We start from the raw sequence: 26,016 nt of genomic DNA on the forward strand, positions 1-26,016 counted from the left end.
CGCAACACAAATTACGGTAAGACCATGAGTCAATCCATAATAAGAAACATCCTATTTAGCCTATTCTTCGTGTATTCAGCTTTGGGGTTTTCAGAAACACACAGGGATAGCGTCTCCAAAGAAGAAGTCAATGGGACCTTCATCATGCCTTTCCCTGCCCCTCATAAGGATATTACCAATACTTTGAGCGTCCATGCATTAGGGGGAGGAAAAATTAAAATTTCCTTCGAATTAATCTACCCTTACATGGTAAATGGGGAACTTCAAGCTAACACAGGGGAACTCTCCGGTATCGCCAACATCAAAGGAGATACCGCAATTTATACCTCAACCGAATTTGGTCAATGTTCCATTACCATTACGTTTAATAAACCGGGAGTGGTAACCGTGAACCAGGAAGGTTCGGATGCCGATTGTGGATTTGGTCATAATGTTTATGCTAATGGGACTTACTATAAAAGGCAAAAATAAATGCTTTTTCACATCCCACAGATAAACGAAAGGATAATGTTCAGATTGCTTTCTGTTTAGGATTATGATTTGATTTTTCTAAAAGGAATTAATGAACCAGTATAATGATATACGTCCTCTACCTGCTTCTCTCAATCAGCCTGCTGATTACACTATACCAGCTTAAGCCCCATATATTTAATCCATTAGCTTCTCTACTTTTCTTTACCCCAAGGCGCAATGCATTGGAGCATGAGGATCTGTTGACTCTTTTTGATAAATTCAATTATGAACACGGAGATGGCGTGTGTCATGGTTTTACATTGACCTGGGCCCTGGAAACAGCACATGGGCTAGACGAACAGTTTTATAGCCGTCTGAACCTGATTAAAAATAAAAAAGAGAGATTGCCTCATACTTTGACGGCAATAAGCGAAAAAATTAAATCAAGTCAGACTTTATCCACAAAAGAATATAAACTTAACGAGATCAAGCCGTTTCTGGAATCTATTTGTCTGGCTCAATCTCCAGATGACTATACTGAAATTTATGCCCAAATGGTTCAGCAGTCCAACATCGATCTTATCTATAAGATGATCCAGCTGAACCTCTGCAGAAAGCAAAATTCCGTTAAAAATCTGTTTAATAAAACAATAGGGCTGCTATCCCCCAGGCACGTCAACGAATTTTTGCATCAACTGAATAATCTTCTTGCTACTAAAAATAAGGTGGCAGTGGTCTGTAGCAGTGAAGAACACACTGTAGGCTTTAAAAAGCATAAAAGCAACACCTGGTTATTTATCGATATCAATCATCTATACGAACAAAGCAGGGAGTATCCTTATCAACTGTTAACCAGTGAGGAGTTAGTGCCAATCCTGTATCAATCCCTTTTCGAAAGCAGCAAGCAATTGCTTTTTCATTGCGCCTTCATCGCAAAAACAGGGCAGCGAAAATTAACTCAATACCTTCAAGAACTTGATAAATTATATCCCGTCCATGCAAAAAACCTCCCTATCAGCAATTGTCGTGGTTATGGCCTTCTTGCTCTGGCAGTACAAAATGACGACAGGAATACAGTGCGGGAAATCTTGCGGCTTCACAAAAAAGCATCAGTAATCAGTCTCTTGGAATTAGAGCATGCACTCTTTTATGCAGCAGCATGCAATCGGGCCCATATTATGAAACAACTTCTTAAGCTTCCCCAAATCAGCCCCAACATGTCTTGTGACAAGAAGGGGAACACCCCGCTTGCAATTGCTTGTAAATACGGGAATGAAGCTACGGTGCACATATTGCTTCGTGAGGGTGGTATCGAGGTGAATGCCAAAAACATTAAAGCAGAAACTCCGTTAATGTTAGCCTGTAAATCCTTTTATACCCAAAAGTGTCCTTCCCTGTTTGAAAGGCTTTTAGCAGCCGGGGCGAACACCAACCTCTCTAACATCGATGAAAAAACAGCGTATGAGATTGCGTTGGCTCATAATAATCAAACAGCCCTGAACGTGCTCCAATTGTATCAGCCTCCAAAACTGCAAAATCTAGCCGCGGCAGCAGATCGCTGTCATCCTGAAATAAAATCGACATCTGCTTCTACCCCCTCTTTCTTAAGTTACTCATTTTTAAAAAGGGGGAAGCAATCGATAATAAGACTCGCGCAAGAAGATGATTGCAAACAAGCCGAAAGCCAAAAATTAGCTGAAGCGCAAACAGAATTACGTTATTTTTAAAAGCTCTTTAGTGGAGTAACCGCAAGCTTAGGTTCAGAGTTTGCCGGGAGAGGCTATTGCCTTGCTAATTTCGCAGATTTTTAAGTTTACACTGGGAGCACAATCCTTTGATTTCAATAGTGCAATTTATAATTGAAAACTGGATGGAATTTGCAAACTCTGTAACCGAGGCAAAGTCAACAATGCATTCCAGCTCCTTGACAAAGTCACATTGATTGCATATGAGAAATTGCGCTTGTCCTACATGATGTCCATGTAAACAAGCAACATAGGATTTAAGACTGTCAATGCAGTGGATAAAGCCTTCTTGATGCCAAAATTGAATTGCCCGATAGACAGTGGGGGGTTTGGGATTTTCCATTTGTTGGGATAATCTTTGCAGGATATCATAGGCACCCAGAGGCTTTCTTTCGTTCATTAAAATTTTGAGAACACGCTCCCTGGGCTCTGTAAATCGATAGCCATGTTTTATACAATGCTTATAAGCCTTGTCCAACAAATTGTATTTCATCAAATATAATATTTTAACGGTTCAAGTATATTATTGTACCACAGTCATTATTTTACAGAAAAAAATCAATTAACAGTACCGTAATTCTTTAATTTTCTTATGGTTTAAAAATAACTAAATGTGACTTGTTCTTTAGCAATAAAATGTTACAATGTAACACTTTCGCGGTATTAGTATGTACTGTAGCAAATTACTAGTTACCCTCCTGATCGATTTATTGAGTAGGAGTAACCTCCAAAACTAAGTTGACAGGTTTTAAAGTTACTGTAATGGTCATGACATGTCTGAAATTAATATTGATGTACTGCTGGTTCAATCAGGAAACCTCCTTTCCCCGAGAGGGCTTTTACTACAAGAACAAAATCCACTCTCGTTAATATTTTTATGCCTTATATATGGAGGAAATGATGTATCTTTATAATTATAGATTCTGCCTCGTAGACGATACCCAACTTATTTCCGAAGAAACTGCAACCCAAATCTTACAAACTTTACAAAAAATCAAGGGGTTGGAGTTAGTACGGGTAGCAATTGATTTCAACACCCCAAAGAAAAGCATCAGCTTGTTATCCCGATCCCCCAAAGCTCCCTTTATCAAAGAAACAGTGACCCAGTCCTTTCAAGGCAGGGGTATTCAACTATCTGATAAAATGGAGACAGAAACCCTCAAGTATGAAGAGGAAATGGGGGATGAGTTTCATCCGGCTCATTCCAGTCATCCCCACTCACACCCTAACAAAAATAAAAAAAATACACACCATTCCCATAGTCATTCAAAAAACCATTCTCACGAGCATTCTGAAAAAAAACCTCAGGACCATTTTAAAAAAGACACCCATACTCATGATCAAAAAAAAGCTGTTACGCATGACCACCACCATCATGGCCATGCCCATGATCATTCTCACAGTCATGAAAATCATTGGCTTAAAGCTGCTTTGGGGTTAATTTGGGGAATCGGTTTAATTGCTCTTTCTCTTACAACTTTTAATATCCCTCTAATTGTTTATTTTGCCATAACAGGGCTTACCACTTTAATGACCTTATATTTGGGATTTAATGTATATAAATCCGCATGGAATGCTTTGCGTGAAAAAAATTGGGACACAACGACCCTATATACAATCAGCACCTTAACGATTGTCGCGGTCTCGATTGCAAGCTTGTTTATCCCGGGCCTCCCTATGATGTTTGAAGCGGCGCCTTTAGTCTTGGGCTTTTGGCATTTAGGCGAAGGGGTTGAACATACTTTAATTAATGAAATTGAAAAAAAACTAGATGTTCGAGATTGTTTGCCTCAATTAGTACAGTTAATAGGTAATCCCAATAAAAAAATTTCACCCAAGAACCTGATTCCTAATGATAAAATAATTCTTAATAAAGGGGAGGTAATCCCTGTTGATGGTGTATTAACGACAAAAGCCTTACTTTATACTACTCGAATTGATGGTTCGCCTCATCTTAAAGTATTTAATCCTGGGGATGAGGTAAAAGCGGGAATGCGTTTAGCGGATCATATCCCCACTTTGGAAATGCGTGTCACAAAAACCTATCAAAATTCCTATCTTTCATTAATTGCGAAAAATATTGAGAAAGCAAATAATGAGAAAGCCCCTGTAGAAGTATTTGCCAACAGGATATTAAAATATTTTATTCCTGGTTTGCTGGTGGTGGCTCTTGGGTCAGGAATTATCATTGGTTCGCTGTTTAGTCCGGCACTTGCCATTCAATGTGTCATCTCGGTTCTGGTGAGCGCCTGTCCTTGCGCGTTGAGTTTGATTACGCCGATGGCAGTAAAAATTGGTATGAAAAAAGCGTCTGAAAACGGGATTCAGTTCAAAGATGGTAAAACATTACAAGCAGCCGCTGATATAGATACCGTTGTTTTTGATTTAAATGGCACCCTTACCCAGGGAAATATTGTGGTGCAATCACTACTGATTTCTGATAAAAAATTTTTGAACCATATCGCTTTATTGGAAAGCCATTCCGATCATCCGACAGCAAAAAAGATTCTTTCTTTTATACGAAATCAAGATTACGTTGCAAACAACACATTAAAAATAACCTGCGTTGACAAAAGCCATCATTCTGGCATCAAAGGCATAATTGATAATGAAACCTTCATGATAGGCAATAAGGATATGCTCCTGGCGAATGGAATTACCCAGATTAACGAACCCTATGATAATCCGGAAAACGGTTCTGTTTATATTGTGCATGGGAAAACAGTGATAGGCCAAGTTGATTTAATTGACCCACTACGTGAAGATGCCATTGCTACCGTAAAACAATTACAGGAGCAAGGTATAGCAGTTCATATTTGTACCGGGGCCGATCTGGCAACCGCAAAAAAAAGTGCAGACTTATTAGGTATTTCGCCAAAAAATATATGTGCCAATACCGTAGGTGCAGTTAGTAAGACAGGAGAGGTCTCCAAGGAAAGTTATATCGCGCTTTTAAAACGAAAGGGTTGTAATGTGGCAATGGTAGGTGATGCCATCAATGATATCCCAGCCATTGCCAAAGCTAAAGTGGGAATTGCTGTCACCTCCGGAATTGGGGATTCCATTACCAAACAGCATGCAGGCATAGTACTTCAGCAAGGAAGGTTATTCCCTGTCGCTACCGCATTCGATGTAGCAGCAAAAACAAAACAAAACATCACTCAAAATTTATTTGTGAGTTTGACCTATAACTCAACCATAACTCTGGTGGCAGCAGGTTTGTTTGTGGCAATAGGTTTTGCACTTAACCCGGCACTTGGCGTTGCCTTGATGGTTCTTGAATCCGCTATTGTCTTAAGCAATTTATACCGCTTTAAACATCAGGAAGTGTTGCTAGCGAAAATGGAAAATACCACCGCGCCCACAGACTCCACTAATCTTGTTTTGAATTCTTTAACTCATTCATCCCAACCTTCAGTACAATTGACCAAAACCGAGCAGCCGGTAGCGTATTTTGGAAAACTATTTGCAGCCATCCAACCTGAAAAAGAGATTCCCTCTTATCATCCTGGATTACAAGAAGAAAATTTATATCAGTATAATTGATGAAATGTCCCCGACACCAACGGGGACATTGTATAGTTCGGGACCTAGGGGAAAGTAACCCACCCCCAACTCATCCCGCCGCTATTTTGAATAGACAGTTCCCTATCGAAATACATGGGTATGCCACCGGGCGCAGGGCTGTGATAATTTGGCTCATGCCAGAATCAATTCACCGGTATTTTGCATGCATTCCTTAGGCCAAACACCGCACTGAACCTCGCCGATATGCTTTTTTTGCAACATCAGCATTACCAAACGGGATTGCCCTATTCCACCACCAATTGTTTGGGGTAAACAGCCAGAAACCAGTCTCTGATGCCAATCCAATTGCAGTCGTTCCTGGCAACCTGTTAACGCCAGTTGATATTTCAAAATGGATTCATTGACCCGAATCCCCATAGAGGAAATTTCAAAAACATCTTCGATAAATGGGTTCCAAACCAAGATATCACCATTTAACCCTGTGAACCCTACTTCATTCACCGAGCTCCAATCATCATAATCCGGAGCACGTAAATCATGCGGTTTACCGTTTGATAGAGAACCACCAATCCCAATTAAAAAAACGGCTCCATATTTTTTAGTGATCGCTCGCTCTCTTTCTTTTGGGGATAGATTAGGATATAAAGCGAGCAGCTCTTCAGTATAAATAAAATGGATATAGGGCGGTAAAAACGGACTTAAACCATAAAGTTCGTTGACCCTTTTTTCCGTTTTCTTGATGGCCTCGTAGAGATCAATAACTGTTGTTTTTAAGACACCCAAAGAACGATCTTGATGCTCGATAACACGCTCCCAATCCCACTGATCCACAAGAACTGAATGGGTCGCACTTAAAACCTCCTCATCAGGTCTTAAGGCTACCATATGCGTATAAATGCCTTCTCCAGTTTGAAAACCAAGTTCTCCCAGTAACTTTCTTTTCCATTTAGCCAAGGAATGGACGATTTCAAAAGTTTTTCCCGGGATGGCTTTAATTTTAACTGAGACAGCTTGTTCTGTTCCGGATAAATTGTCTTGTACGCCGTCGCCTACGCACGTTAGTAAGGGCGCTTGCACTTCAACTAGGCCTAACCTGTGTTCGAGTTCGCGGGAAAAAAAAGATTTTACAAAACTGATTTGCTTCTGTGTTTCAATAAACGTCTGTCTCATCATACAACCCTTTTAAAGTAAATTTTTAATATTATATTAAAATTCTGTTGTTTTTTTATTGTGTAACTAAAATAAATATAGATATAAAAGATAATATTTAATAAAATATCAATTTATTTAAATTTTATTAAAAAAACACCCATGAAAGACCTCGAAAATTATCAAATCGATGATTTGGACAAGAAAATTCTTAATGGACTAATAAAAAATGCTCGTACTGCTTATGCAGAATTAGCTAAAGCTTATGATGTAAGCCCTGCAACAATTCATGTACGGGTCGAGAAAATGAGGCAAGCCGGGATTATTGAAGGGGTGCATGTACATGTAAACCCTCGGCGCCTGGGGTATGATGTTTGTTGTTTTATCGGGATTACTCTGAATCATGCGAAAGATTATCAATCTGTTCTTAAAAAACTGGAAGCTTTAGAAGAAGTCCTTGAGGCGTATTATACCATAGGCCACCATTTTAATATTTTTATTAAAGTAATGTGCCAATCCATCGATGCCTTACAACAATTATTGGTGAATAAAATCCAACTGATTGAGGAGGTACAGTCAACAGAAACCCTGATTTCTTTGCAAAATCCCATCATGCGTTCGGTCACTCCCTAACTCTGAGGCTACTGTCCAGGTTACTTCCTGTAATCTGGACTTTTAAACTCATTTGAATCCGGGAGAATACGTAGGCGTCGGATCTTTTTCATCAACGTTCGGATGCAGGGTATCTGCGGCCTTAGGCTCGAATTCTAAAAATTTTGTGTAATATCCCTGGAGAGATTTCCTTTCTTCCTGGGAAAACTCAAGTACCCGAAATATTTTCTTGCAATAATCCTGCAGTAAAGCAAGATATTTGGGATCTTTCGAATTGGTATTTAAGGCAATAATTCGTTTTATTTCTTCTTTATAACCGCATGCCTGCTCCAAAGAAACCATGCTTAATCTCATTTGCTCCACCTCTTTTTTAAACGCTTCAAGAGATAATTGTGCATCCAATTTCCATATAACGTGGCAAGGCTCTTTCTTTTTGTGAAGATAAAACCATTCCTTGAGTACTTCCTGATCCATTTTTAATAAAATTTCATACGTTTGCAGATTCATTCGTGCTTCTAATTTAAGTTCGGAAAGAATGCTTAGGTGCAAATAATTCAGTTTACCCAACTGTTCTGTTATTAATGGAATTTGTTGGCTTAAAAGAACGGGTATGGAACTTTCTTTTAAAATTTCCTGTAAAATCTGCATGGCATCATTACTTAAATTAAAGAGATACATTTTTTTAATTACTTCATAAATAGAAGCATTAGCAAGTTTTTCAGGCTGCAGAGACTTGAGTAAATGCAATTGATAGCCATTCATATCCTTTATCAAGGCAAAGCTGGGAATGTTGCAATACACCAGAGTTTCTACATGTAATTGAGTTGCATTTCGCAGCTCTTGATAACTAACCCCTCTTTTTAATGCCAAATAATGCTCACGCTTGAACCAAGTCCCTTTTACTTGTTCTGTGGATAAGCCAAAAAACAACTGAGCGAGCAATTGCGGAAGGGTTAGGCTGGGATCCAGATACAGGTTAGGGTATTTTGCAACTAAAATATCTATTGCTTTTACAAATACAGTTGCCTGGCATTTGAAAAACACTGCGGCAGGCGAGCTACCCACATTAAAAAAAATCCCCCTGCTTATAAAATATTTTTTATAAAACTCGAGGGGGTCATCCTCGGCGCTCACCGGAGGATCTACATCGATTTGAATATCCGCACAGCGCTCAAGGCAAATATCCATCACCCGATCCATAAGAGTACTTCCATACCCTTTACGTTGATGTTCCCTCAATACATCCAATCTTGCTAAAGAGAGGTCGCCCGCTTCCGGATTATTAATGGTGACTTGTCCCAAAGTAGTGTTATCAACTACTAACCTTAGCCTTTCAAACAGCGTTCCACTTGTAAGAAAAGAAAATTGTTTCGCTTTAACCGATTTTTCCAATTTGATTTCTTCTATTTTTTTTATTATTTCCTCGTTTTTTAGCAAATCCCTGATGTTTACCAAAAAGTAATATCGACCGCTTATATTTTGGAAGGGAATTTTTAAAACTTCAGCAAACAGTCCATCGCGAAGATGATATTTTAGCTCCTGTTTCGGTTGGCTATAAATTTCAAGCTGACGCGTTTCTTTTCTAAATTGGATTGCATGTAAGCACAACGTAAAATCTTTACCTTTATATTCTTTTTCTGCAGCAAGTCTTTTGATAGCGGCGATTATAAGTTCGATGGGATACTCTGCAACTGTGGATACGGTTAAATCTCCCATATCCTTTTTTGGGGTATCTCGAAGAAACTTGTTTGAAAACATTAATACTCCTTAGGTTTTTTTCGGAAAATCAAAAAATAGAATCACTTCCCCAGAATAAGTGGCAATATTTTACACTAAATGACAAATTACTGAAACATGTGACTTGCAAATTTTCTGAGTTAACAATAAATGACTTCCCTTGACCTACGGGTATATCCCAGGATCAAGCGGTGAAGAACCCTGGTTGTGAGTAAGGGTATTTTTTGCTGCAAATTTTTTGGGCGAGTTCTTAATGCCGGGGTGCCATACCCTTTTCCGCAAGTTCTTTAAGCACTGTCTGATTTTTTTGTAAGTGCAGGTTCATCCCCGCTAATACTTCAGCCGTTTTGGTAAATTGAATATCAGCATATTCAATTATCTGAATGTAATTACCCCAGGGATCACGAAAATCTAAAAATCGCCCGCCGATTAGTTCTGCCCCTGCCTTTTTTGCCAATTCCTTAACCTGGGAGGCATCATCCACTACAAGACCAAAATGCCGAATTTTATCTTCATGTGAGGATGAACTTTTCATCAGGGCGATAAATTGATCCCCCAAGTCAATAAATGCATGATTTTGAGTTTTGCTTCGTAAAGTAAAATTAAAAATTTTACTATAAAATTCCAAGGCTTGTTCCACATCTCCAACTTCAAGGGCTACATGATTAATTCCAACAAGTTTCGCTTTTTCCATAATTCATTCCTCCTGAACACTATAAACCAATTATAATAGTCACTCATTACTTTTGCCTGGAAGTTGAACTCCATGCAAAAACTTACAGGAAACACTACAGAGAATGCGGGTGAGGAGCTTTAAGGTTCAGCGGTTTAGCAGGGTTATTTATGTAACGACTCATTGGGAGGGACCACAATAGCAAAAGGTTCGCCAGCACTGCCCTCAATGTATTTGTTTACTAGTCGGACCCTTACTAAAACCCTCCTTGTCTTGCTGTCCTCAGAACACTTTCTTTCATTCGGCTCGCGTTTGCAATTTGCAACCTGATGTACCGTATCTATAGGGCTGTTATCGCTATCAATTACTTTTTGCAGATCCCGATCAATAAGTTCTAAAACCAGGTGGCTCAGCTTCCATTCATGCCCTTCGGAAGTATAGCCAACACGTCTTTCATGAACCAGGGTAATCTTTTGTCCTCTTTTAAGAAGGGTTTCATATTCCCAAACTGGTTTTTCTACGGTTAGTTCACCTTCTCTAATGTTTATTCTTTGCCGAAAGGCTTCTTCCATATTGAGATAACCCCACCCATAGGTCCTGCTCCAGGCGGAGCCCATAATTTTAGAATGTCCGGAATCAGCTGTACCATTATCAGTCCAGGTATCTGCACTATTGATAAGTAACGCTTTGATAGCCATGGGGTTTTGAATTCCTGCATCTTGTAATAACAGTACCGCAGCACCGACATGGGGCGCCGCTGAACTGGTGCCTCCCATGAGCCGATAACCGTCCTTGTAGTTCATCGCATTGGAATAAATAAAACCGTAAACTTTAGGATCAGGAGCACAGGTCATTGTATCATGTCCCGGGGCAGTTAAATCAGGTTTGCGTCTTCCAAATGGGGTCGGACCTCGACTGCTGGTGCTCCTGATAAGGTGTTTGCTTCGGTCAGCAGTTTTTATGGCCGTGTTATTTTCGATAACCAAGGCATTCATATTCGCCACTGTAAGCGCATTATAATTATCACCAGGGACAGTTAGCGTGGAACCAAAAGTAGATTGTTGATCCGGCTCTATATACCCCTCATTCCCTGCTGATTTTACCAAGAGGATTTTCTGGGTATTCACCACGTAGTCAATGACTTTTGCAAGACCGCTCCATTCAGGGCAAGCAGGACAGTTCAAATCCAGCCGACCATTACCCATACTGTAATTAATCAAGTTAGGCTTTAATTCCGCACGGTTCAACATCCAATCCAAAGTTTCCATAGTACGCAGAATACTGACCGGATCCGCCGTTTCCTCTCCAGCCAGTCCCGAAATAATGGTGGATGCCCCATAGGCCATTCCCTTATATTTTTCATTGTCACTGGCATAAATGCAGGCAACCCCTGTGGCATGTGGTTCTTTAACACCATTGAGATGACTTGAGTACCCCGAATTTACATCCTGGCGGACTATTAACTTTTTATTGGATAAGGCAGGATGTAAAGGATCCACGCCCGTGTCGATTATACCAATAATGCCATTTTTTCCTGTATAACCATGGGCCCACCAATTATTGACGTTAGGGTAAACAGAGGAAGGGGCCAGTTTTAAAGCCTGTGCATTAATATCCAGTTCTGGTACCGCTGCTGTATGTAAGGAGATTTGTGCGGCAGCATCCAAATTAGCAATTTGATAAAGCAAGCTACGATTTTTAGGAATTTGTATTGCGATGGCAGGCATGAAACCTAAATCTTGAATGCGTACATCCTTAATTTTTTTTATTTCTTCAATAAACGACTCTTTTTCGAGAGGATCACGTAAAAAAATTAAAAGTGTTAATATTGCATTTTTCGAACTTTTTGGGTACTTGAACGTTTGCAAAATGTCCGCATCAATAATTGCCTTTGCAGCAAGAATGGGGCTTATTGCCATTAAAACCAGTACAAGACATGATCTTTTGAACGTGCTCCACATATATGCCTCACTTGCTGGATCAAACCTAATAAATAGTTTGCCTTCCTCATTATTGGCAAATTAAATAAGCCCTCTCTGCAGAGAGATAGAATGATTTTAAAACAAGGGATAGAAAGAGGAAAGCCGTCAAAATAAAAATATTTTTAATTACAGTAATTTAGCTTGGGAAAAGCCTTAAATGCTTCTTTTAAGTTTAAATGGAATGGGGTTAAATAAAAAAAATGGTGTTTCAGGGGGCAGTGACGCAGAAAAAAAACTACTGCATAAAAAATAATTTTGATAATTCTTCACTTGCAGACAGACACCAGGAAATATTTAATGCATCGGCGTATTGCAAAGGCTTAATAATACAACCCGATACATGTAAATGACTTTTCGCAAGTTTTTCCTTGGTAGTGTATTCACCAGTAAGCAAAAAAACCTTTATATCTTCAAATTTAAAAGATTTTCTTAACTTTTTCAAAAAATCGATGCCATTCATTTTTGGCAAGTTGAGATCCAGCAAGATTACTTTGGGCTTAATTTGCGGTTTTCCATTCCGTCCATACAACATGTCCAGCGCTTGTTTCCCATCCTTGGCTATGGCAATGTCGACTGCCTTGTCTATTTTGGCGAACTCACGTTGCATCGACTCGATATCAACGTCGTCATCTTCCACATATAAAATATCAATATTCATAGCCTGTTAAAATCCTTCTATGCTTTAACATCCTGGTTGCTATAAATTCTTATCTTTATCTTTTAATTATAATATAAATTCCTGGTTCCCATTTTAATTTTTTCTCGATTAACCCTGAAAAACTGCCTATTTATTTAAAAAATTATAAAAAAGATAATTTAAGTTCTTAAAATTCAGGGAAACCTTTTAGGAAAACATCCGCTAATAATGCATTTCCTCGCCCTGTATCCGCATCAATCCAGTCGCATAAACAGTTTCCCAGGAATTTTTAATACCAGGAAAGATGTGTTAGACCTGTTTCATCCCAGTTTGAGAAAGCTCGACTGTATCCGTCTTTTCATTCTCATCCCTACTTTGCATTTGGGGTGCCGATTCCCAGAACATATTTCTGCGTTTGGGTTTAGAAAGGAATTGCTCTTCATTCACCAGCAAATCAATTATCCTGTCATTTAAACCTGCTTGTGGACGGCGCAGATCAGCAAATTTGGCAGATATGTTAATTGTTTCATTGAGGGGTTTGATGTGTTTCAGGTAATAACTAAGCCGTTGCTCCAGATTAAGCGACTTGTCAGCTGATTTTAAATAGTTACTCAAGCACAAGTCTGCATCCAACTCCACAAACACCTTAACATCGAATGCAGAACGTAATTTTTCATGCAAAAATAGATTTGACCCAAAAACGATGACATCGCCTTTTGCCTCCTCCAGCACTCTCAATAAAGAGTCGATAGATTCAAAAGTAGAACCATCGATGAGCGCGGTAGTTTCTGTGTCCAAGCGCGCATAACACTGCTCACCAAGCCTCTTATAATCACTACCTATAGGTCCACAAACAGCCAATATTGTCATTGCAATCACCATGATGTTTAAAATAGCGGCAATAATACTTCTTTCCTATCAAATTTAAAACTGAAAAAAGATAAAATAAAAAACATGGAGACTCATGCACGCTTACTAATCCAAGGGCAATCACTTTTTTACCTTTTTGGGGTTGATTTTACTGTAACGATTCCTCCCTCCAATTGTTCAGTAGTATAATTTGTTTTCCTGATGTCTGAGGAATGGTCTTCAAAGCAAAATTATTTGAATGGAATGCTAATTAATAAAAGGAATTTATTATGAAAATACACTGTTTACTGGGTGCTTTATTTTTATCGCCCCTTCTCTGTTTTGCAACTGCCAACGACAATAAAGAACATCTTATTTTTTCACCCTTGCCCAACGATAAGAATTGGATAGTCAAGCATTACAGTAATGAACAAGAAATTCCTAACCAGCAGCACATGCTTCAAAGAACCGTTGATTTCCCGACCCAAATCGTGCGCGTTCGCGGCAATGTAGCAGGATTGGAACTCAGTTGTGAGGAAATAGGCGATGAAATTGAGCAGATCTTTACAAATAAAATCTCACCTGACCTGTTTCTCTACAATACGTACATCAACTGTGCCTACGATCAGGATAGTCCGGAAGAATATGCTGTAAGTTTCTCAATTCAAAGTTATTTTGATCCCTTGACCGATAAGGCCGTTGACTATTTAAAATCCTATTTGCAAGAATATAATGGATACAATTTGTTCGATACCTCCACTTTGCATATTGAAAATGCCAAAGGGATTATCGTTTCTATGACTCTTAATGCTGGATTAAAACACAATCCCGAACAAGCCTCCTTTACTCTGTACCGCCAGGATCGAAAAAATTTTTATTTTAAAAGTAATTTCGATATGAGGAAGGAATTGATTGCGGATATTTATCATCGATTCTATTCTAACAACCCCGAAGTCATCCTGCCTTTTTTTGAAAAATGGATTTCCCCGGCTGCAAATACTATTTATCATGCTATTTTAAAAGCATCAAATTACCTGGAATTGCAGCCAGAACGCATATTCATAATGGAGAACGAAGGAGATATTTTTGTTTCAGATTTAAGATATTATTTCGCCAATCTGTGTATGAAGAGAAACCCCAATAAGCATTGCTTGTAACTCATCAAATCGTTTGGGTCCAGAAAGAAATTTGCTTCAGGGTCCAAATGATTTTTCCTGCTGTCCTGACTAGAGACTAGCTAGTTTATCCCGCACCCTTTTGTAAAGGAGAATTAAGTTAAGAGCACCCAGCAATAAAAGGTCACAACATCCATTAAAATTTTCGGAAGCAGGCCCTGTTCAAGGTGTTAAAACTTTCTCAACTTTTCCCGATGAGTTCTTCATAGTGTTTTTCACTAAAACCCATCGCAATAGTATTCCCGTTTTGCATCAAAATCGGTCTTTTGATAAGCGATGAATTTGCAATGATGAACTCAATTTTTTCATCCATAGTTAATGCTTCATAATGGTCCTTATAATTTCGGTAAGTCATCCCTTTTTTATTGATAGGAAGTTCTCCTGCAAAATTACTCCAGGTGATTATTTGAGCTTTTGTTGGCGGCGCCTTTTTAAAATCAATAAATTCATATGCAATTTTCATTTTTTCCAGAAAACTACGTGCTTTTTTTACGGTATCACAATTAGGAATTGCAAACATTGAAATCATTGTTATCCCCTTCTTTGCAGTTTTTAACTCATAACTGCAATGTTTAGCATGTCGCGTCAATTCTGGCAAAGAATTTAGGCATGTTTTTAGTCGCGAACCCATGTTTCACGAGCATGGGCTGCAATTGTTGAACGTTTTCATGGACTCAAATTCTGCGGGATTTCCGGCTCTGCAGCAAGACCCAGTTTTTCTGCTCTGATTTCTTCAAGGGCTTCTTTGAAATCATGAGTTTTTTTCGATATATCGGTTTGGGTGTTTTCTGCACCTTTTGCAGCGCCAATGCTCGCAGCTGTGAGTGCCCCTGCTACAGCAAGACCGATAATAAGCCCTATGCCAGTAGGTGCAAGAGCAAAAGCAACGAATGCAGCCGCTACAGCGAATATCCCGCATGCTACAGACACGCCTTGAAATATTTTTGATTTATTCCCCGCAAGTTTATCGGAAAGTTCCCCAAGTTCACAAATAGACTTGAATTGAAGATCAGGGTCTTTGGTTTCTATAGCGCGATGCGCGTGTTGCGTTAATTGGTCTAAATCTTGGCATTCTTCCAGAGTTAAGTCTGGTGATTTCAATGACTCCGAAATTGTATCACAGAGAGCATTCCGTGCATTTCTCAAATCCTCGCTTAGTATCCCTGTGCTAGAAAGTTGAGCATTAGCAGCTTTAATTTTTGCTTTATAGAGTTCTAATAAAGCAAAATTCAATTTCTCCTTCTCGTCGGGGGGGAAATCACTGTTTAGTCTTTGAAGTTTGTTGTTTATAATTTTATCTATTAGCTGGTCATTTTTCTCTTTAGAGGCGGAATTTGAATATAATTGAGCTATAAAATCAGTTAACTTAAAATCATCTGCAACTGTAATCGATTTCCACTGTTGTGCTTCCTCGGTCATTGAAGCTTCACGCATGGCTTTATAGACAGGTTTCCAATCAGCTATTTCTCTTGGAATGTTTCCTTGTCCCTTTATAGAATCGACAGGAGTTGGCTCTCCATAATTATAAACTTCTTTAGAAGTTTTTCTTTTTAACGGAATAGGTAAAAAATGCTGGGTTTTCAAAAAATCAAAAACTTCGGGATTTTTTGAGGTGGATGGATATTGTTTTCCGCCGTCTTCTGCAGGAAATAAAGTGCTAAATTCAGCGACATTTTTTCCTGGTATCTTTCCGTCAAAATCAGCAAATCCCCATTCCCCACTTTGGGTACGCCTGTACATTGAAAATTTTTCAGGTTCGCCAGGAATTTTAAAAAATATGGGCAAATTATTTGTTCGAGCTTCATCCAATAATTTCAGCGTTGCATCATTTTCAAGATTCGTTGTGGTATGCACTATAAAACACGCAAGTTCTTCCTGAGCCACCTCTTGCGTTAAATGCGGTCCTGAATAACCTTTTAAATTTAATGTTACATTTTTAGGGATCAGTTCCGGATATTCTTTAAAAAATTTTTGCACCCTTTCCATGATGTCCTTGCGATCATCATAAAAATTAAATTCGATCTCATCATCTGGATTTTCCATGGCGGCCAGATGCATTTGAGCAAAGACCAGGGAAACTTTACTTTCATCATCTATTTGGTCTTTGATACCATCTTTTTCAAATTTATTTATTGTTGCATCGTTCTTATAACTTCCATTCTCTTCTAGGTATTCCATCTCTTTAAATTTTTGAAACATTTGTCCTATTACCACGGGATCAGTTTCCAAATCAGAGAGAACGAAAGGATTAAAGGTTGTTGTTTCGCCTAACTGTTCTGCAAATGCTTCCATTCTTGGATAGACGGAACCGCTAGGATATTCAGTCCCTGTTCCATTGCTCAGATCTACATGGGGGGTTTGACGGTTAGAGCCAATAAACAGAACAGTTTTATCAGGGCTTTTAAATGAACTTAAAATTTCATTATTTGCGGTTAAAAAAGCATCATTTACTTCTTTTTTTGATTTTAACCTGGTCCAATTTTTCCCTAGAAGATGTCTTGAGGTTTCATTACTAAAGCATCCGTCAAAATCAAAAGAATGGTATACTACTTTGCCCATCATAAACCCCAAACAAAGGGAACTTATATTTCAGAGTTCTTTATTGTGTATGCTCTTGATTATAGCATTTTAAGGTTGTAAGAAAAATATTCAGAATGAAAAATTGCTGCTTAGATAGCTTAATTAACGTTTTGTAACCTGATTGCGGACATATAACAAAATAACTACTCTACTTTATATCCATTAAGCTAACTTACCATCCGTGCCTAGCGCATGTGCAAGGATGAAGTTTGATGCCCTTCCTCTTTATTTTATTCGTCTGGATTATTAGCGTTCCTACCCTCTTCGCCGCTGAGCTTCCGCTTCATTTATTAAAAGTCACTGAAGGGTTTAAAATTTCCATTTTTGCTACATCAGTTCCCAATGCTCGCGAAATGGCGCTCGGAGATAAGGGGACTGTTTTCGTAGGCTCATTAGGCGCAGGCAAAGTGGCCTGGGGAGGACTTGCCCCCGGATAAAATAAATCATGCCCCCAACAAAGGGATGGATTTTGGCGCTTTTAATATCAGATGATCTGGGGGGTAATTTATCAAGTGGAATGGACTAAGCGGAACTAATTGAACAGGTCACCGCTCTTTAATCCATACCCCCTCATGGATTAAGGAGCTGGGATAAAGGATTACTTCATCGCCTGTCTGCAAACCCTTTTCGATTACTGCCTGATCGGGGTTATGATATTTTATATTTACCTTCTGCTTATGAGCCCTGTGCCTCTTTACCAAAAAAACAGCCCAATCATCCCCATCCCTGAATAACGCACTCATAGGAACCATAAGCGAATGGGCGGATTCAAAAAGAATAATTTCTACATCTACCCTGTACCCATCACCTAGATTTTTCCATAATTCATGAGGTGTGGTAATGTCTATGATGACATTAACCCTTTGCTCTTCCACTCCAAGCGCCGATATTTTGGTATATCCGCTTGGCTCCACAACGCGTACTCGCCCCTGCAAAGAGTAGGGGCCACCCCATCGTTTTATGATAACTCGTGCATGCGGAGGTATTTTTGCTGCATCATCACTTAATATGTCGGCTACGATTTCAAGCCCAACCACATCAGCAATATCCATAATCTTGGTGCCAGGCTCAACCGTAGTTTCGCTTTTTTCAATCACCCGTAAAATGGAACCACTCACCGGCGAATGGATTTCGACTTTGTCGTGCTTATCCGTTTGCGGATTAAGAGTTCCCGAAAGTGATGCTTTGACTTTTAAAATATAATGTTCTGCCGCATGTAATTTACGCAAGGAAGCATTATATTCTTTCTGTCTTAATTGATATTCCAAACGGGTATGCTCTAACTCAGTTGCTGAAACAAAACCTTTTTTTGCCAGGGGTTCTTTTCTGTCTAAATCAGACTTGGCCGTCTGAAGTGCTGCTTCAGCACGAATTGATTCAGCTTTCGCCTGCTCGTATAAAGCTTCAGCGGTACCTAATTCTTGCTCTAATTCCTGCCTTGTGCGGATATCCAGCAAGACAGGAGTTTTAGGCTTAATGGTAGCAATCACTTCATCTTTTTTTACTTTATCGCCTTCGGTCAAATCAATACGTAGCAGCTCTCCTGAAACCGGGGAAACAATAGTATATGTATCAATAGCCCGTGTTTTTGCATCATCTTCGATATATTGAATAAAAGGACCATAGCCAGCCTTAGCAGTTTCAACCGGGACGCCTTTATGGGAAAAAATCCAGAGAACCACACCCAAAACTAAAAACAGGGCAAGCAGATATATCCATAGTTTTTTCAAATTCAGATTCATCATTTTCATCAGTCTGCTACCTTTAATACAGAGGTCAGATTCAAATGGCTTGCCTTACGCTGAATAATATAAAAACTGATTAGACTGGCAAAAAGTATCACCATTATCGAAATAATATATGTTTTAACCTCAATAACGAATGGGATTTTAAACCAATCCGTCTGCATTAGTTGCAGTATAGACCAGGACAACAAATAACCGATAATTACCCCTAAAGGAGTAGAGATGACGATCTCAAAGGTATGGTTTAAAAAAAGTAATGTGGACACTTCTCCCTGGGTAAAGCCTAAAACTTGTAATGTAGTTAATTCCCGTGCTCTTTCTGCCAAAGTAATACTTGCATTATTATAAACCACACTCACTGCAATAATAATGGCGAAACTCGCAAGGATGGTGGTAAATACCAGGATATGTTTGGCGAAGGTTTCTTCAAAGGTATTAATAATTGCAGTTTTAAAAGTGATAGTCCCTATCTTGGGAATTTCCTTTACTTTTTTATAAAGATTGGCGACATGTCTCATGTCTACAGTAATTGCTGCCGAGTTTATTAGGTGGTCCTCATTTAATAGCTGGTTAAGCGCTTCTATTTCGATATAGGCAAACATCCCGACATAGTCATTTATAATTCCTTGTACCTTCAACTGGGCTTTTGCCTTATTCCCTTCCAGTAACTCCATATCAAGCTTGTCGCCCACTGCCAAATGTAGCCGCTCAGCCAATCCTTCACTAATTAATAATCCATGCGGGGGAACAGTCATGCGCTTAAGATTTTTATCCAATAAAATTTTCAGCTGCGCATGTTCAGGAATGCCGAATAATGAAGACAGTTCGTGCCGATGTTGGTAAGTGAAGCGGGCCGGCACAATACGATAGCCTTCACTATTGGTGATACCAATGATTTTATTCAGTTCCATCAATGCTGTTTTATTGACAGGATTAACAAAACTCACAACGGCGTGTTCCCGTTGAGCCATTATAAATTGCGTATTGATAAGATAACGTATGGCATCTTGCCAAAATAAACCCAGAATAACGATAGCCATGGCCAGGGCAATGCCTATACACGTCAATATAGTGCGTAATAAATGACGAAAAATATAGCGATACACCATTTTTACACTACTGGAAAGTCTTGCAAAAAATTTAATTTTTTCAAGCCAAGTGGCTTGATATATCAAAGGAATTGGCGGTTTCATGGCCACCGCTGGCATAAGATTTACTACCTGATAAATTGCTCGCAAGGTTCCCAAAACAGCAGCTAAAAAACAAATGAATATTCCAATAATGGCCGCACTATATGAAAAAATATAGGGAAATTCAGGAAAAATAAAATATTCAGTATACAGTTGGGTCATCAGGTGGCCAAACCAGGCACCTAATGATACGCCCCCCAAAGCTCCCAGGAAGAGAATAATCAGGATGATTTTAATGTAGTGATAGGCAATCGCCAAATCACGGAAACCAAGCGCTTTTAGAGTGGCTATTTGCTCGCGCTCTTTACTGATCAAACGGCTTGTCACTAAATTTAGAAGAAATGCCGCCACGATTAAAAAAACAGGCGGAATATAGGTGGCAATAATTTTTTGTTGTTTTATTTCATTAGTGACAAAGCGATCGGATATCTGATCTTTGCGTGTATAGGCAATAGTCAATCCATAAGAATGGAAGATTCGTTCCAATTGTCCCATTACAAATTGTTCTGAAGCATCCGGAGCAAGTTTAATACTAATGTCATTAAATGCCTCCTGCATCCCAAATGCGTTGCCTAAGGCTTTCCTATCCATCCAAAATATACCGAAATGCCGATTGTCTGGGAGCAAATCTTCTCCCCGGATCGCATAGACATATTCAGGCGACAACACAATACCAACAATATTTAGCTTTTCTCTATGTCCGTTTAATAAAGCAATAATGCTGTCACCCGTTTTTAAATCATGGGTTTTGGCAAAACTTTCATTTACTAATACTTCATCATAACGATTGCTTTCTGGCATTCGTCCCTGGCGTAAAAATAATTGATTCAGACCGGATGTATTGTTTTCGGAGATGGAGATAAAGCGGCCTACTGCCGGTTCTTGCATCCAAGGCAAATCAAGAATTACATCTTTCACTACTCGGGTTTCTACTTGGGAAACCCCAGAAATTTCGGTGATTCTTTTTTTTAAATAGTTCGGTGCTCTTTCCAAGGAAGCAAAAATATCTGCGAAATGATGTTTTGAATAAAATTCCTGTTGTGCATTTATCAAGGAAATATAGGTATTCACGGAAGCGATTAAAACGCTGACCCCACTGCAAACAACTAATGCAATAGTGAGGATCTGGCTTTTTAATTTGATAACATCCCGCCACAGTTTTTTGTTTAATGCGGTTACCATTCTAGTTCTTCTGGTTTGCGCTTGTGTTTATTTTCTAATATCTTAGTTATCGTACCATCGGCAATATGGATTACCCGGTCAGCCATTTCGCTAATCACCATATTATGGGTAATAATAACCACCGTGGTTTTCAACTTTTGATTTGCCAAAGCAAGTGTCTCTAAAACAATTTTGCCGGTTTCACAATCCAGCGCGCCTGTAGGCTCATCACATAAAAGTACATCCGGGTTCTTGGCGATTGCCCGAGCTATTGCCACCCGCTGTTGTTCCCCCCCGGATAATTGTGAGGGGAAATGATTCATGCGGTTTTCCAAACCGAGCAATTTCATAGCCTCCTCGGGTTGCATCGGGTTATCAGCAATCTCAGTCACAATAGATACGTTCTCTAATGCAGTAAGATTGGAAATCAAATTATAAAATTGAAATACAAACCCAATGTGCTCGCGCCGATAACGGGTTAAATCAGGTTGGCTGGCCGCAGTGATGATATGATCTTGATAAATAACCTCCCCCGATGAAGGAACATCCAAACCGCCGATTATATTTAATAGTGTGGATTTACCGCTTCCTGAAGGCCCCAAAAATACGACCAGTTCACCCTGATATAAATCGAGGCTTATGCCCCGTAATGCATGAATTATTACTTCACCCATCAGATATGTTTTTGTGAGGTTGCGAATAATAAATGCGGGGGATGCTGGCATTAACGAATCCGGAGTTTGATATTATTTATAACTATAATGAGTTTACTTATAAAATCCACCATGTTAAAAAAAATATTCTAAGAAAAGAAATAACCGCAGGGAGTCAGCGATGAAATTTTTGCACCGCCACAAGATACTTCTTTTGATCATTGTAGCCCTGGTTTTTCTTTATCTGATTTTTAGACCAAACCCACTAGCTAAAGAATCCAGGGTGCCTGCGCAATCCCAGACTGAAAATGAAATCCAGTTACCTAATCCGCTCTCTGCAAGCTCCACTTCCATTGAAGAAGCACTCAGGAAAAGGCGCTCAACAAGAGAATATAAAAATCAAGCTATCACATTACAGCAAGTCGCTCAATTACTCTGGGCCGCACAAGGAGTCACATCAAATCAGGGATTTCGCACCGCTCCTTCAGCAGGAGCCCTCTATCCCTTGGAGGTTTATTTAATCGCAAAAAACGTCACTACTTTATCAACTGGCATTTACCATTACGTGCCCGCAAAACATAGGTTGCAAAAATTAAAGGACGGGGATTTTTCGCTGCAATTAGCGAAAGCTGCGTTAGGGCAAAACGCAGTTGAAGCGGGTGCGGCAAACCTTGTGATCACTGCTGTTTTTTCAAAAATGACTGCAAAATACGGCGATGCAGGAATACGTTTTGCATTAATGGAAGCAGGGCATGCAGCACAAAACATTTATCTGCAGACGGTTTCTCTGAATTTGGCTACTGTATCTATCGGATCATTCGATACCACTCAACTCAAACAGATTTTGCCTGTTACCCATGAAGAGCCTTTATATATTTTACCCATAGGAGGAAAAGAGACGAAAGCAGGGAATCATTCAATATAAAGTGGAAATTATAATTTGGTCCATTGAATGATATTAGTGTAATAATTGTTATAGCTATCAGAATTCAGGGGGGAGTAATTTAAATTTTTTAACATCCCTGTCAGTTTCACAAAAAAATTGCGGGCCTCTTCTTTCTCAGAAAACGCAAATTCCTTGGTGATGATGTCGAGCAGGAGATCAAAAAATTCCTTTTGCCGGTTCATAGGGACGGACACATCAATGGGATCATAAGCATCTTGTTGCAAATAGGTCATATCGAACATGAGTGATTTTTGATAAATAATGTAATCTCTCATGGCAATTCCTTCTTCGCCGGTCACTTGCATCATGTTATAAATTTCTTGTCCTTGATGCAGCATCTGCATTACGTCCATCACTTTATTAATCCAGCAGGGGCCCAGATTGCTTTCAAACCAGGGTTTAAGCTGTTCGAAATAGCGTGACCAGGAGATTAAAGGATCAACAGCTGGATAAAAACGCTTATAGGCCCGGTCGTAACTTAAGCCGAGAAATGTTTTAACCGAATTCAAAGTCGATTGGGTAACCGGTTCTTCAAAATTTCCTCCCGCAGGAGAAACAGTGCCTACTATAGTAAGGCTTCCTTTTGTTTTAGCACCGGATTGAATAATTCCTGCCCGCTCATAAAGTCCCCTGATACTGCTATCTAAATACGCTGGAAAACCCTCTTCTCCTGGAATTTCCTCCATACGTCCGGAAGTTTCCCTCATCGCCTGGGCCCATCGGGAAGTTGAATCGGCAATTAGCAACACATTAAAACCCATTTGGCGATAATATTCGCCAAGGGTGATCCCCGTATAAATGGACGCTTCCCGCGCAGCTACCGGCATTGAAGAGGTGTTACACACAATTATGGTTCTATCCATAAGTGTTCCTCCCATTTTGGGATCAACAAGCTTTGGAAATTCTGTTATGGTTTCTACGACTTCACCTGCACGTTCACCACAGGCCACAATAATTACGATATCGACATCCGCATAACGTGCAATCAAGTTCTGTAAAACTGTTTTGCCGGCTCCAAAAGGACCCGGGATACACGCAGTACCTCCACGGGCTATAGGAAAAAAAGTATCAACCAGACGCAAGGTGGTTATCATAGGTTCGCTGGGATAAAGTCGTGCTGCCAGCCCATTTTTCATTAGCGACCGTGCAAGGGAAAATCGTACCGGCCACTTCTGCAGCATACTGACTTCCCGCACCTTGTTTTCTGAGTCTACGAGTTTCGCGATGGGTGTATTTGCAGTAAACGTACCTTGTTGTATCCACTCCACTTGAATATGGTGCCCCATATCAAATGGAACCATAATCTTATGGGTAAATCGGCCTTCCTGAACCACACCTAATACGTCGCCTCCATTTAGGCTGTCGCCTGCACGGACCAATGCAGAAAAAACCCATTTTTTTTCAGAATCAATGGGCTGTTCGCGCATGCCTCGAGGTAAAAAAAAGCCATATTCGTTGGCAAAATTAATTAAGGGATTTTGCAGACCATCATAGATCATTCCCAATAACCCTGGACCTAGGGTTACCGAGAGTTGTTCTCCTGATTGTTCGACTCGATCACCCACAGCGATGCCGCTTGTTTCCTCAAATACTTGAGCAATGGCAATATCGCCTTTCACATGTAATATTTCGGCCATAATTCGTTGAGGATCTGCCCCTTGCTGTGTCTGCGGACAAATATAAATAATTTCATTCTTGATAAGGGGTTTGGTGCCTTTTTGCCGAATCTCTACAATTCCTTCTTGAATTGCAATCACAATTGCATCCGTTGTAGCTGATTGGGGCATGTTATCTTTCATGACCTGCTCCCTTTGTCGTTCAAGATAATTTTTTGGGTAAGCTCTTTGTCCAATAGCAAACTGGCCAACTTATTCAAGCAATTTAATGCATTTTCTTCATTAAACTGCGACCAGTAATGAATCACATTCCAGCGAAGTAAATAAATAATAATGGCTTCAAAATCAAAGTAATGCCCTGTTTCGCGCAGCGATAAATACTTCCAGATATAGGATAATAAAAACTGTTCGACCGCCACAGTATCTTTTTGCACGATATCTTGGGCAATTTTAGGAAGCCAGGGATATATGGCTTTTAGGCCAAAATCCGGTTCATCCCAATGGCGAATTAATTTGTGACTCCATTGGCTAATCCAATATTCATGAGGGTTTGCGGGCAGCTCCTTTTTTTCATTTCTTATCCGCAGCGCAGCAAAAACACTCCTTAAATCAAAAAACCAGAGAAGCATCTCACGAAGAAACGCAGATTCTGTGGCCATGAGCTTTTGAAATGCTCTTCTTAAATCGCTAACCGGTTGATGCGGCATAAACCAGCTAGTCCAAACTAAATATTCCACGGTAAAGACAACCGTATATTTCTCTAATGGCAGCAGTTTAAGTCGTTTTTCCAGTTGCAGCCTGGAAATGGGGGTATCCTGAATTTTGAAATTTGTATTCATGTGCGGCAAGCTGCTCACTACAGTATAATAGTGCGAAGTCATTGCAGTAATCCCTCCAGAAGCGCTCGAAATCGTGGTTGCATGTGTTTGATAAGCAAAAGACTTACCGCCTCTTCAGTTAAATCCAAAACAATTTCTTCATCAACAAGATGGATTTTAATTCCCGCAGTTTTACTTTCCTGATTTACTTGCATACTCATTCCTTCGCGAAGCATTTGCCGAGTAAGGCTTTGCACGAGATCTTTCAACGGATCTTTTTGCAATAATTCAGGATTTTTTCTAATTTCATCAAAATCAAGGACTCTTTTAGGCAATTCAATCTTGATATTTTTTGCTTTAAATGCCTGAAGTTGTTCGGGAGTATCGAGGGCAACCAGGAGAATCAGCTGTCGCAACATCCCCTCATCATCCAGCTCCTTATGTACCAGACGTTTGACTTCCTGGGAGAACCTATCGATAAGATTTTGCCTTAATTCAAGCCGCATATTGCGGGCCGCAAGCTGCAATGCATCTTCAGCTGCTCTCTTTTCTTGCTGAATCAATTGATGGGACTCATCCATTATGGCCTTCGATTGAGCCCGCGCCTCGTTAAGTAGTGTATTGGCTTTCTCTTGTGCTTCAAGAATTAATCGGGCAGCCTCTTCTTTTCCTGCATTAACTCCATCTTCCCTAAGCCGTTCAATTAAGGCCTCAACCCCTTGAGAAATCAGACCTGTAGTCTTATCTTGCTTTGGTTCCATAGAAAG

Annotated in this window: 22 protein-coding genes; 7 read left to right on the top strand and 15 right to left on the bottom strand. The window is 39.6% G+C overall.

All coding sequences use genetic code 11. The features are described from left to right. Positions 1-24: 24 nt before the first annotated feature. Together KYQ_RS15260 and ankG are read left to right on the top strand one after the other, a co-directional pair. Positions 25-471 (top strand): hypothetical protein, encoded by a 447-nt coding sequence (locus KYQ_RS15260; RefSeq protein WP_231294568.1) that lies wholly within the window; start codon positions 25-27, stop codon positions 469-471. A 104-nt stretch (positions 472-575) separates the two neighbouring features. Then, positions 576-2,180, top strand: a complete 1,605-nt coding sequence (ankG, locus tag KYQ_RS15265; protein ID WP_010655000.1) for a Dot/Icm T4SS effector AnkG/AnkZ/LegA7 — start codon at positions 576-578, stop codon at positions 2,178-2,180. 64 nt (positions 2,181-2,244) lie between these two features. Here the strand turns inward: ankG and KYQ_RS15270 are convergent, their stop codons facing one another. Continuing rightward, positions 2,245-2,691 (bottom strand): Fur family transcriptional regulator, encoded by a 447-nt coding sequence (locus tag KYQ_RS15270; RefSeq protein WP_019350253.1) that lies wholly within the window; start codon positions 2,689-2,691, stop codon positions 2,245-2,247. Between the two features lie 407 nt (positions 2,692-3,098). Here KYQ_RS15270 and KYQ_RS15280 point away from each other — a divergent pair, with 407 nt between their 5' ends. Further along, positions 3,099-5,744, top strand: coding sequence for a heavy metal translocating P-type ATPase (locus KYQ_RS15280; protein WP_010655002.1), 2,646 nt, complete (start codon positions 3,099-3,101; stop codon positions 5,742-5,744). 153 nt (positions 5,745-5,897) lie between these two features. Here KYQ_RS15280 and asnA read toward each other — a convergent pair whose 3' ends face one another. Further along, the gene (gene asnA, locus KYQ_RS15285; protein WP_231294570.1) at positions 5,898-6,899 is read right to left on the bottom strand and encodes an aspartate--ammonia ligase; all 1,002 of its coding nucleotides are present in this window, start codon (positions 6,897-6,899) and stop codon (positions 5,898-5,900) included. Positions 6,900-7,037: 138 nt separating this feature from the next. On the opposite strand from asnA, the gene asnC reads away from it, so the two are divergent. Further along, positions 7,038-7,508, top strand: a complete 471-nt coding sequence (asnC, locus tag KYQ_RS15290) for a transcriptional regulator AsnC (protein WP_010655004.1) — start codon at positions 7,038-7,040, stop codon at positions 7,506-7,508. Between the two features lie 48 nt (positions 7,509-7,556). On the opposite strand, the gene KYQ_RS15295 is transcribed toward asnC, so the two are convergent. From KYQ_RS15295 to KYQ_RS15320, 5 genes are all read right to left on the bottom strand, one after another. Beyond that, positions 7,557-9,245, bottom strand: a complete 1,689-nt coding sequence (locus KYQ_RS15295; protein ID WP_010655005.1) for a GNAT family N-acetyltransferase — start codon at positions 9,243-9,245, stop codon at positions 7,557-7,559. Positions 9,246-9,474: 229 nt separating this feature from the next. Further along, the gene (locus tag KYQ_RS15300) at positions 9,475-9,918 is read right to left on the bottom strand and encodes a VOC family protein (protein WP_010655006.1); all 444 of its coding nucleotides are present in this window, start codon (positions 9,916-9,918) and stop codon (positions 9,475-9,477) included. Between the two features lie 143 nt (positions 9,919-10,061). Continuing rightward, on the bottom strand, positions 10,062-11,858 hold the full coding sequence (locus KYQ_RS15305) for a S8 family serine peptidase (RefSeq protein WP_010655007.1): 1,797 nt from the start codon (positions 11,856-11,858) through the stop codon (positions 10,062-10,064). 256 nt (positions 11,859-12,114) lie between these two features. Next, positions 12,115-12,537, bottom strand: coding sequence for a response regulator (locus tag KYQ_RS15315; protein WP_010655008.1), 423 nt, complete (start codon positions 12,535-12,537; stop codon positions 12,115-12,117). A gap of 288 nt (positions 12,538-12,825) precedes the next feature. Then, entirely contained in the window at positions 12,826-13,386 is a 561-nt protein-coding gene (locus KYQ_RS15320) for a nucleoside/nucleotide kinase family protein (protein WP_010655009.1), read from the bottom strand. A 269-nt stretch (positions 13,387-13,655) separates the two neighbouring features. Between KYQ_RS15320 and KYQ_RS15325 the strand changes: the two genes are divergently transcribed. Then, positions 13,656-14,522 carry an Lpg0189 family type II secretion system effector gene (locus KYQ_RS15325; RefSeq protein ID WP_010655010.1) on the top strand — a complete coding sequence of 289 codons (867 nt, stop codon included), beginning with the start codon at positions 13,656-13,658 and terminating at the stop codon, positions 14,520-14,522. A 199-nt stretch (positions 14,523-14,721) separates the two neighbouring features. On the opposite strand, the gene KYQ_RS15330 is transcribed toward KYQ_RS15325, so the two are convergent. Then, positions 14,722-15,069 (bottom strand): arsenate reductase family protein, encoded by a 348-nt coding sequence (locus tag KYQ_RS15330; protein ID WP_010655011.1) that lies wholly within the window; start codon positions 15,067-15,069, stop codon positions 14,722-14,724. Positions 15,070-15,206: 137 nt separating this feature from the next. After that, a complete protein-coding gene (locus tag KYQ_RS15335) occupies positions 15,207-16,832 on the bottom strand; it encodes a hypothetical protein (protein ID WP_231294571.1) in 1,626 nt (541 codons plus the stop codon). 500 nt (positions 16,833-17,332) lie between these two features. Here KYQ_RS15335 and KYQ_RS15340 point away from each other — a divergent pair, with 500 nt between their 5' ends. After that, positions 17,333-17,557: a hypothetical protein gene (locus tag KYQ_RS15340; RefSeq protein WP_010655013.1), complete on the top strand. Its 225-nt coding sequence runs from the start codon at positions 17,333-17,335 to the stop codon at positions 17,555-17,557. Positions 17,558-17,665: 108 nt separating this feature from the next. Here KYQ_RS15340 and KYQ_RS15345 read toward each other — a convergent pair whose 3' ends face one another. Genes KYQ_RS15345 through KYQ_RS15355 form a run of 3 tightly spaced genes read right to left on the bottom strand, consistent with a single transcriptional unit; the run spans position 17,666 to position 21,941 of the window. Next, a complete protein-coding gene (locus KYQ_RS15345; RefSeq protein WP_010655014.1) occupies positions 17,666-18,871 on the bottom strand; it encodes an efflux RND transporter periplasmic adaptor subunit in 1,206 nt (401 codons plus the stop codon). After that, positions 18,871-21,237 (bottom strand): ABC transporter permease, encoded by a 2,367-nt coding sequence (locus KYQ_RS15350; protein ID WP_010655015.1) that lies wholly within the window; start codon positions 21,235-21,237, stop codon positions 18,871-18,873. The genes KYQ_RS15345 and KYQ_RS15350 overlap by 1 nt, the downstream gene beginning before the upstream one ends. After that, positions 21,231-21,941: an ABC transporter ATP-binding protein gene (locus KYQ_RS15355; protein WP_010655016.1), complete on the bottom strand. Its 711-nt coding sequence runs from the start codon at positions 21,939-21,941 to the stop codon at positions 21,231-21,233. Before KYQ_RS15355 ends, KYQ_RS15350 begins: the two co-directional genes overlap by 7 nt. A gap of 109 nt (positions 21,942-22,050) precedes the next feature. On the opposite strand from KYQ_RS15355, the gene KYQ_RS15365 reads away from it, so the two are divergent. Beyond that, the gene (locus KYQ_RS15365) at positions 22,051-22,794 is read left to right on the top strand and encodes a SagB/ThcOx family dehydrogenase (RefSeq protein WP_010655017.1); all 744 of its coding nucleotides are present in this window, start codon (positions 22,051-22,053) and stop codon (positions 22,792-22,794) included. Between the two features lie 8 nt (positions 22,795-22,802). Here KYQ_RS15365 and KYQ_RS15370 read toward each other — a convergent pair whose 3' ends face one another. From KYQ_RS15370 to KYQ_RS15380, 3 genes are read right to left on the bottom strand one after another with little or no spacing between them, the layout of a single operon-like run. Beyond that, the gene (locus KYQ_RS15370; RefSeq protein ID WP_010655018.1) at positions 22,803-24,614 is read right to left on the bottom strand and encodes a V-type ATP synthase subunit A; all 1,812 of its coding nucleotides are present in this window, start codon (positions 24,612-24,614) and stop codon (positions 22,803-22,805) included. Beyond that, positions 24,611-25,312, bottom strand: a complete 702-nt coding sequence (locus KYQ_RS15375; RefSeq protein WP_010655019.1) for a DUF2764 family protein — start codon at positions 25,310-25,312, stop codon at positions 24,611-24,613. The genes KYQ_RS15370 and KYQ_RS15375 overlap by 4 nt, the downstream gene beginning before the upstream one ends. Next, positions 25,309-26,010: a hypothetical protein gene (locus tag KYQ_RS15380; RefSeq protein ID WP_010655020.1), complete on the bottom strand. Its 702-nt coding sequence runs from the start codon at positions 26,008-26,010 to the stop codon at positions 25,309-25,311. Before KYQ_RS15380 ends, KYQ_RS15375 begins: the two co-directional genes overlap by 4 nt. Between the last annotated feature and the right edge of the window lie 6 nt (positions 26,011-26,016).

It is taken from the genome of Fluoribacter dumoffii NY 23 (assembly GCF_000236165.1).
GTDB classification, from domain to species: Bacteria; Pseudomonadota; Gammaproteobacteria; order Legionellales; family Legionellaceae; genus Legionella; species Legionella dumoffii.

Bases quoted from the DNA above. Each gene is read 5' to 3' on its own strand.
- KYQ_RS15260 (WP_231294568.1), top strand. From the start codon at position 25: ATGAGTCAATCCATAATAAGAAACATCCTATTTAGCCTATTCTTCGTG.
- ankG (WP_010655000.1), top strand. From the start codon at position 576: ATGATATACGTCCTCTACCTGCTTCTCTCAATCAGCCTGCTGATTACA.
- KYQ_RS15270 (WP_019350253.1), bottom strand. From the start codon at position 2,691: ATGAAATACAATTTGTTGGACAAGGCTTATAAGCATTGTATAAAACAT.
- KYQ_RS15280 (WP_010655002.1), top strand. From the start codon at position 3,099: ATGTATCTTTATAATTATAGATTCTGCCTCGTAGACGATACCCAACTT.
- asnA (WP_231294570.1), bottom strand. From the start codon at position 6,899: ATGATGAGACAGACGTTTATTGAAACACAGAAGCAAATCAGTTTTGTA.
- asnC (WP_010655004.1), top strand. From the start codon at position 7,038: ATGAAAGACCTCGAAAATTATCAAATCGATGATTTGGACAAGAAAATT.
- KYQ_RS15295 (WP_010655005.1), bottom strand. From the start codon at position 9,245: ATGTTTTCAAACAAGTTTCTTCGAGATACCCCAAAAAAGGATATGGGA.
- KYQ_RS15300 (WP_010655006.1), bottom strand. From the start codon at position 9,918: ATGGAAAAAGCGAAACTTGTTGGAATTAATCATGTAGCCCTTGAAGTT.
- KYQ_RS15305 (WP_010655007.1), bottom strand. From the start codon at position 11,858: ATGTGGAGCACGTTCAAAAGATCATGTCTTGTACTGGTTTTAATGGCA.
- KYQ_RS15315 (WP_010655008.1), bottom strand. From the start codon at position 12,537: ATGAATATTGATATTTTATATGTGGAAGATGACGACGTTGATATCGAG.
- KYQ_RS15320 (WP_010655009.1), bottom strand. From the start codon at position 13,386: ATGACAATATTGGCTGTTTGTGGACCTATAGGTAGTGATTATAAGAGG.
- KYQ_RS15325 (WP_010655010.1), top strand. From the start codon at position 13,656: ATGAAAATACACTGTTTACTGGGTGCTTTATTTTTATCGCCCCTTCTC.
- KYQ_RS15330 (WP_010655011.1), bottom strand. From the start codon at position 15,069: ATGATTTCAATGTTTGCAATTCCTAATTGTGATACCGTAAAAAAAGCA.
- KYQ_RS15335 (WP_231294571.1), bottom strand. From the start codon at position 16,832: ATGGAAGCATTTGCAGAACAGTTAGGCGAAACAACAACCTTTAATCCT.
- KYQ_RS15340 (WP_010655013.1), top strand. From the start codon at position 17,333: ATGCCCTTCCTCTTTATTTTATTCGTCTGGATTATTAGCGTTCCTACC.
- KYQ_RS15345 (WP_010655014.1), bottom strand. From the start codon at position 18,871: ATGAAAATGATGAATCTGAATTTGAAAAAACTATGGATATATCTGCTT.
- KYQ_RS15350 (WP_010655015.1), bottom strand. From the start codon at position 21,237: ATGGTAACCGCATTAAACAAAAAACTGTGGCGGGATGTTATCAAATTA.
- KYQ_RS15355 (WP_010655016.1), bottom strand. From the start codon at position 21,941: ATGCCAGCATCCCCCGCATTTATTATTCGCAACCTCACAAAAACATAT.
- KYQ_RS15365 (WP_010655017.1), top strand. From the start codon at position 22,051: ATGAAATTTTTGCACCGCCACAAGATACTTCTTTTGATCATTGTAGCC.
- KYQ_RS15370 (WP_010655018.1), bottom strand. From the start codon at position 24,614: ATGAAAGATAACATGCCCCAATCAGCTACAACGGATGCAATTGTGATT.
- KYQ_RS15375 (WP_010655019.1), bottom strand. From the start codon at position 25,312: ATGACTTCGCACTATTATACTGTAGTGAGCAGCTTGCCGCACATGAAT.
- KYQ_RS15380 (WP_010655020.1), bottom strand. From the start codon at position 26,010: ATGGAACCAAAGCAAGATAAGACTACAGGTCTGATTTCTCAAGGGGTT.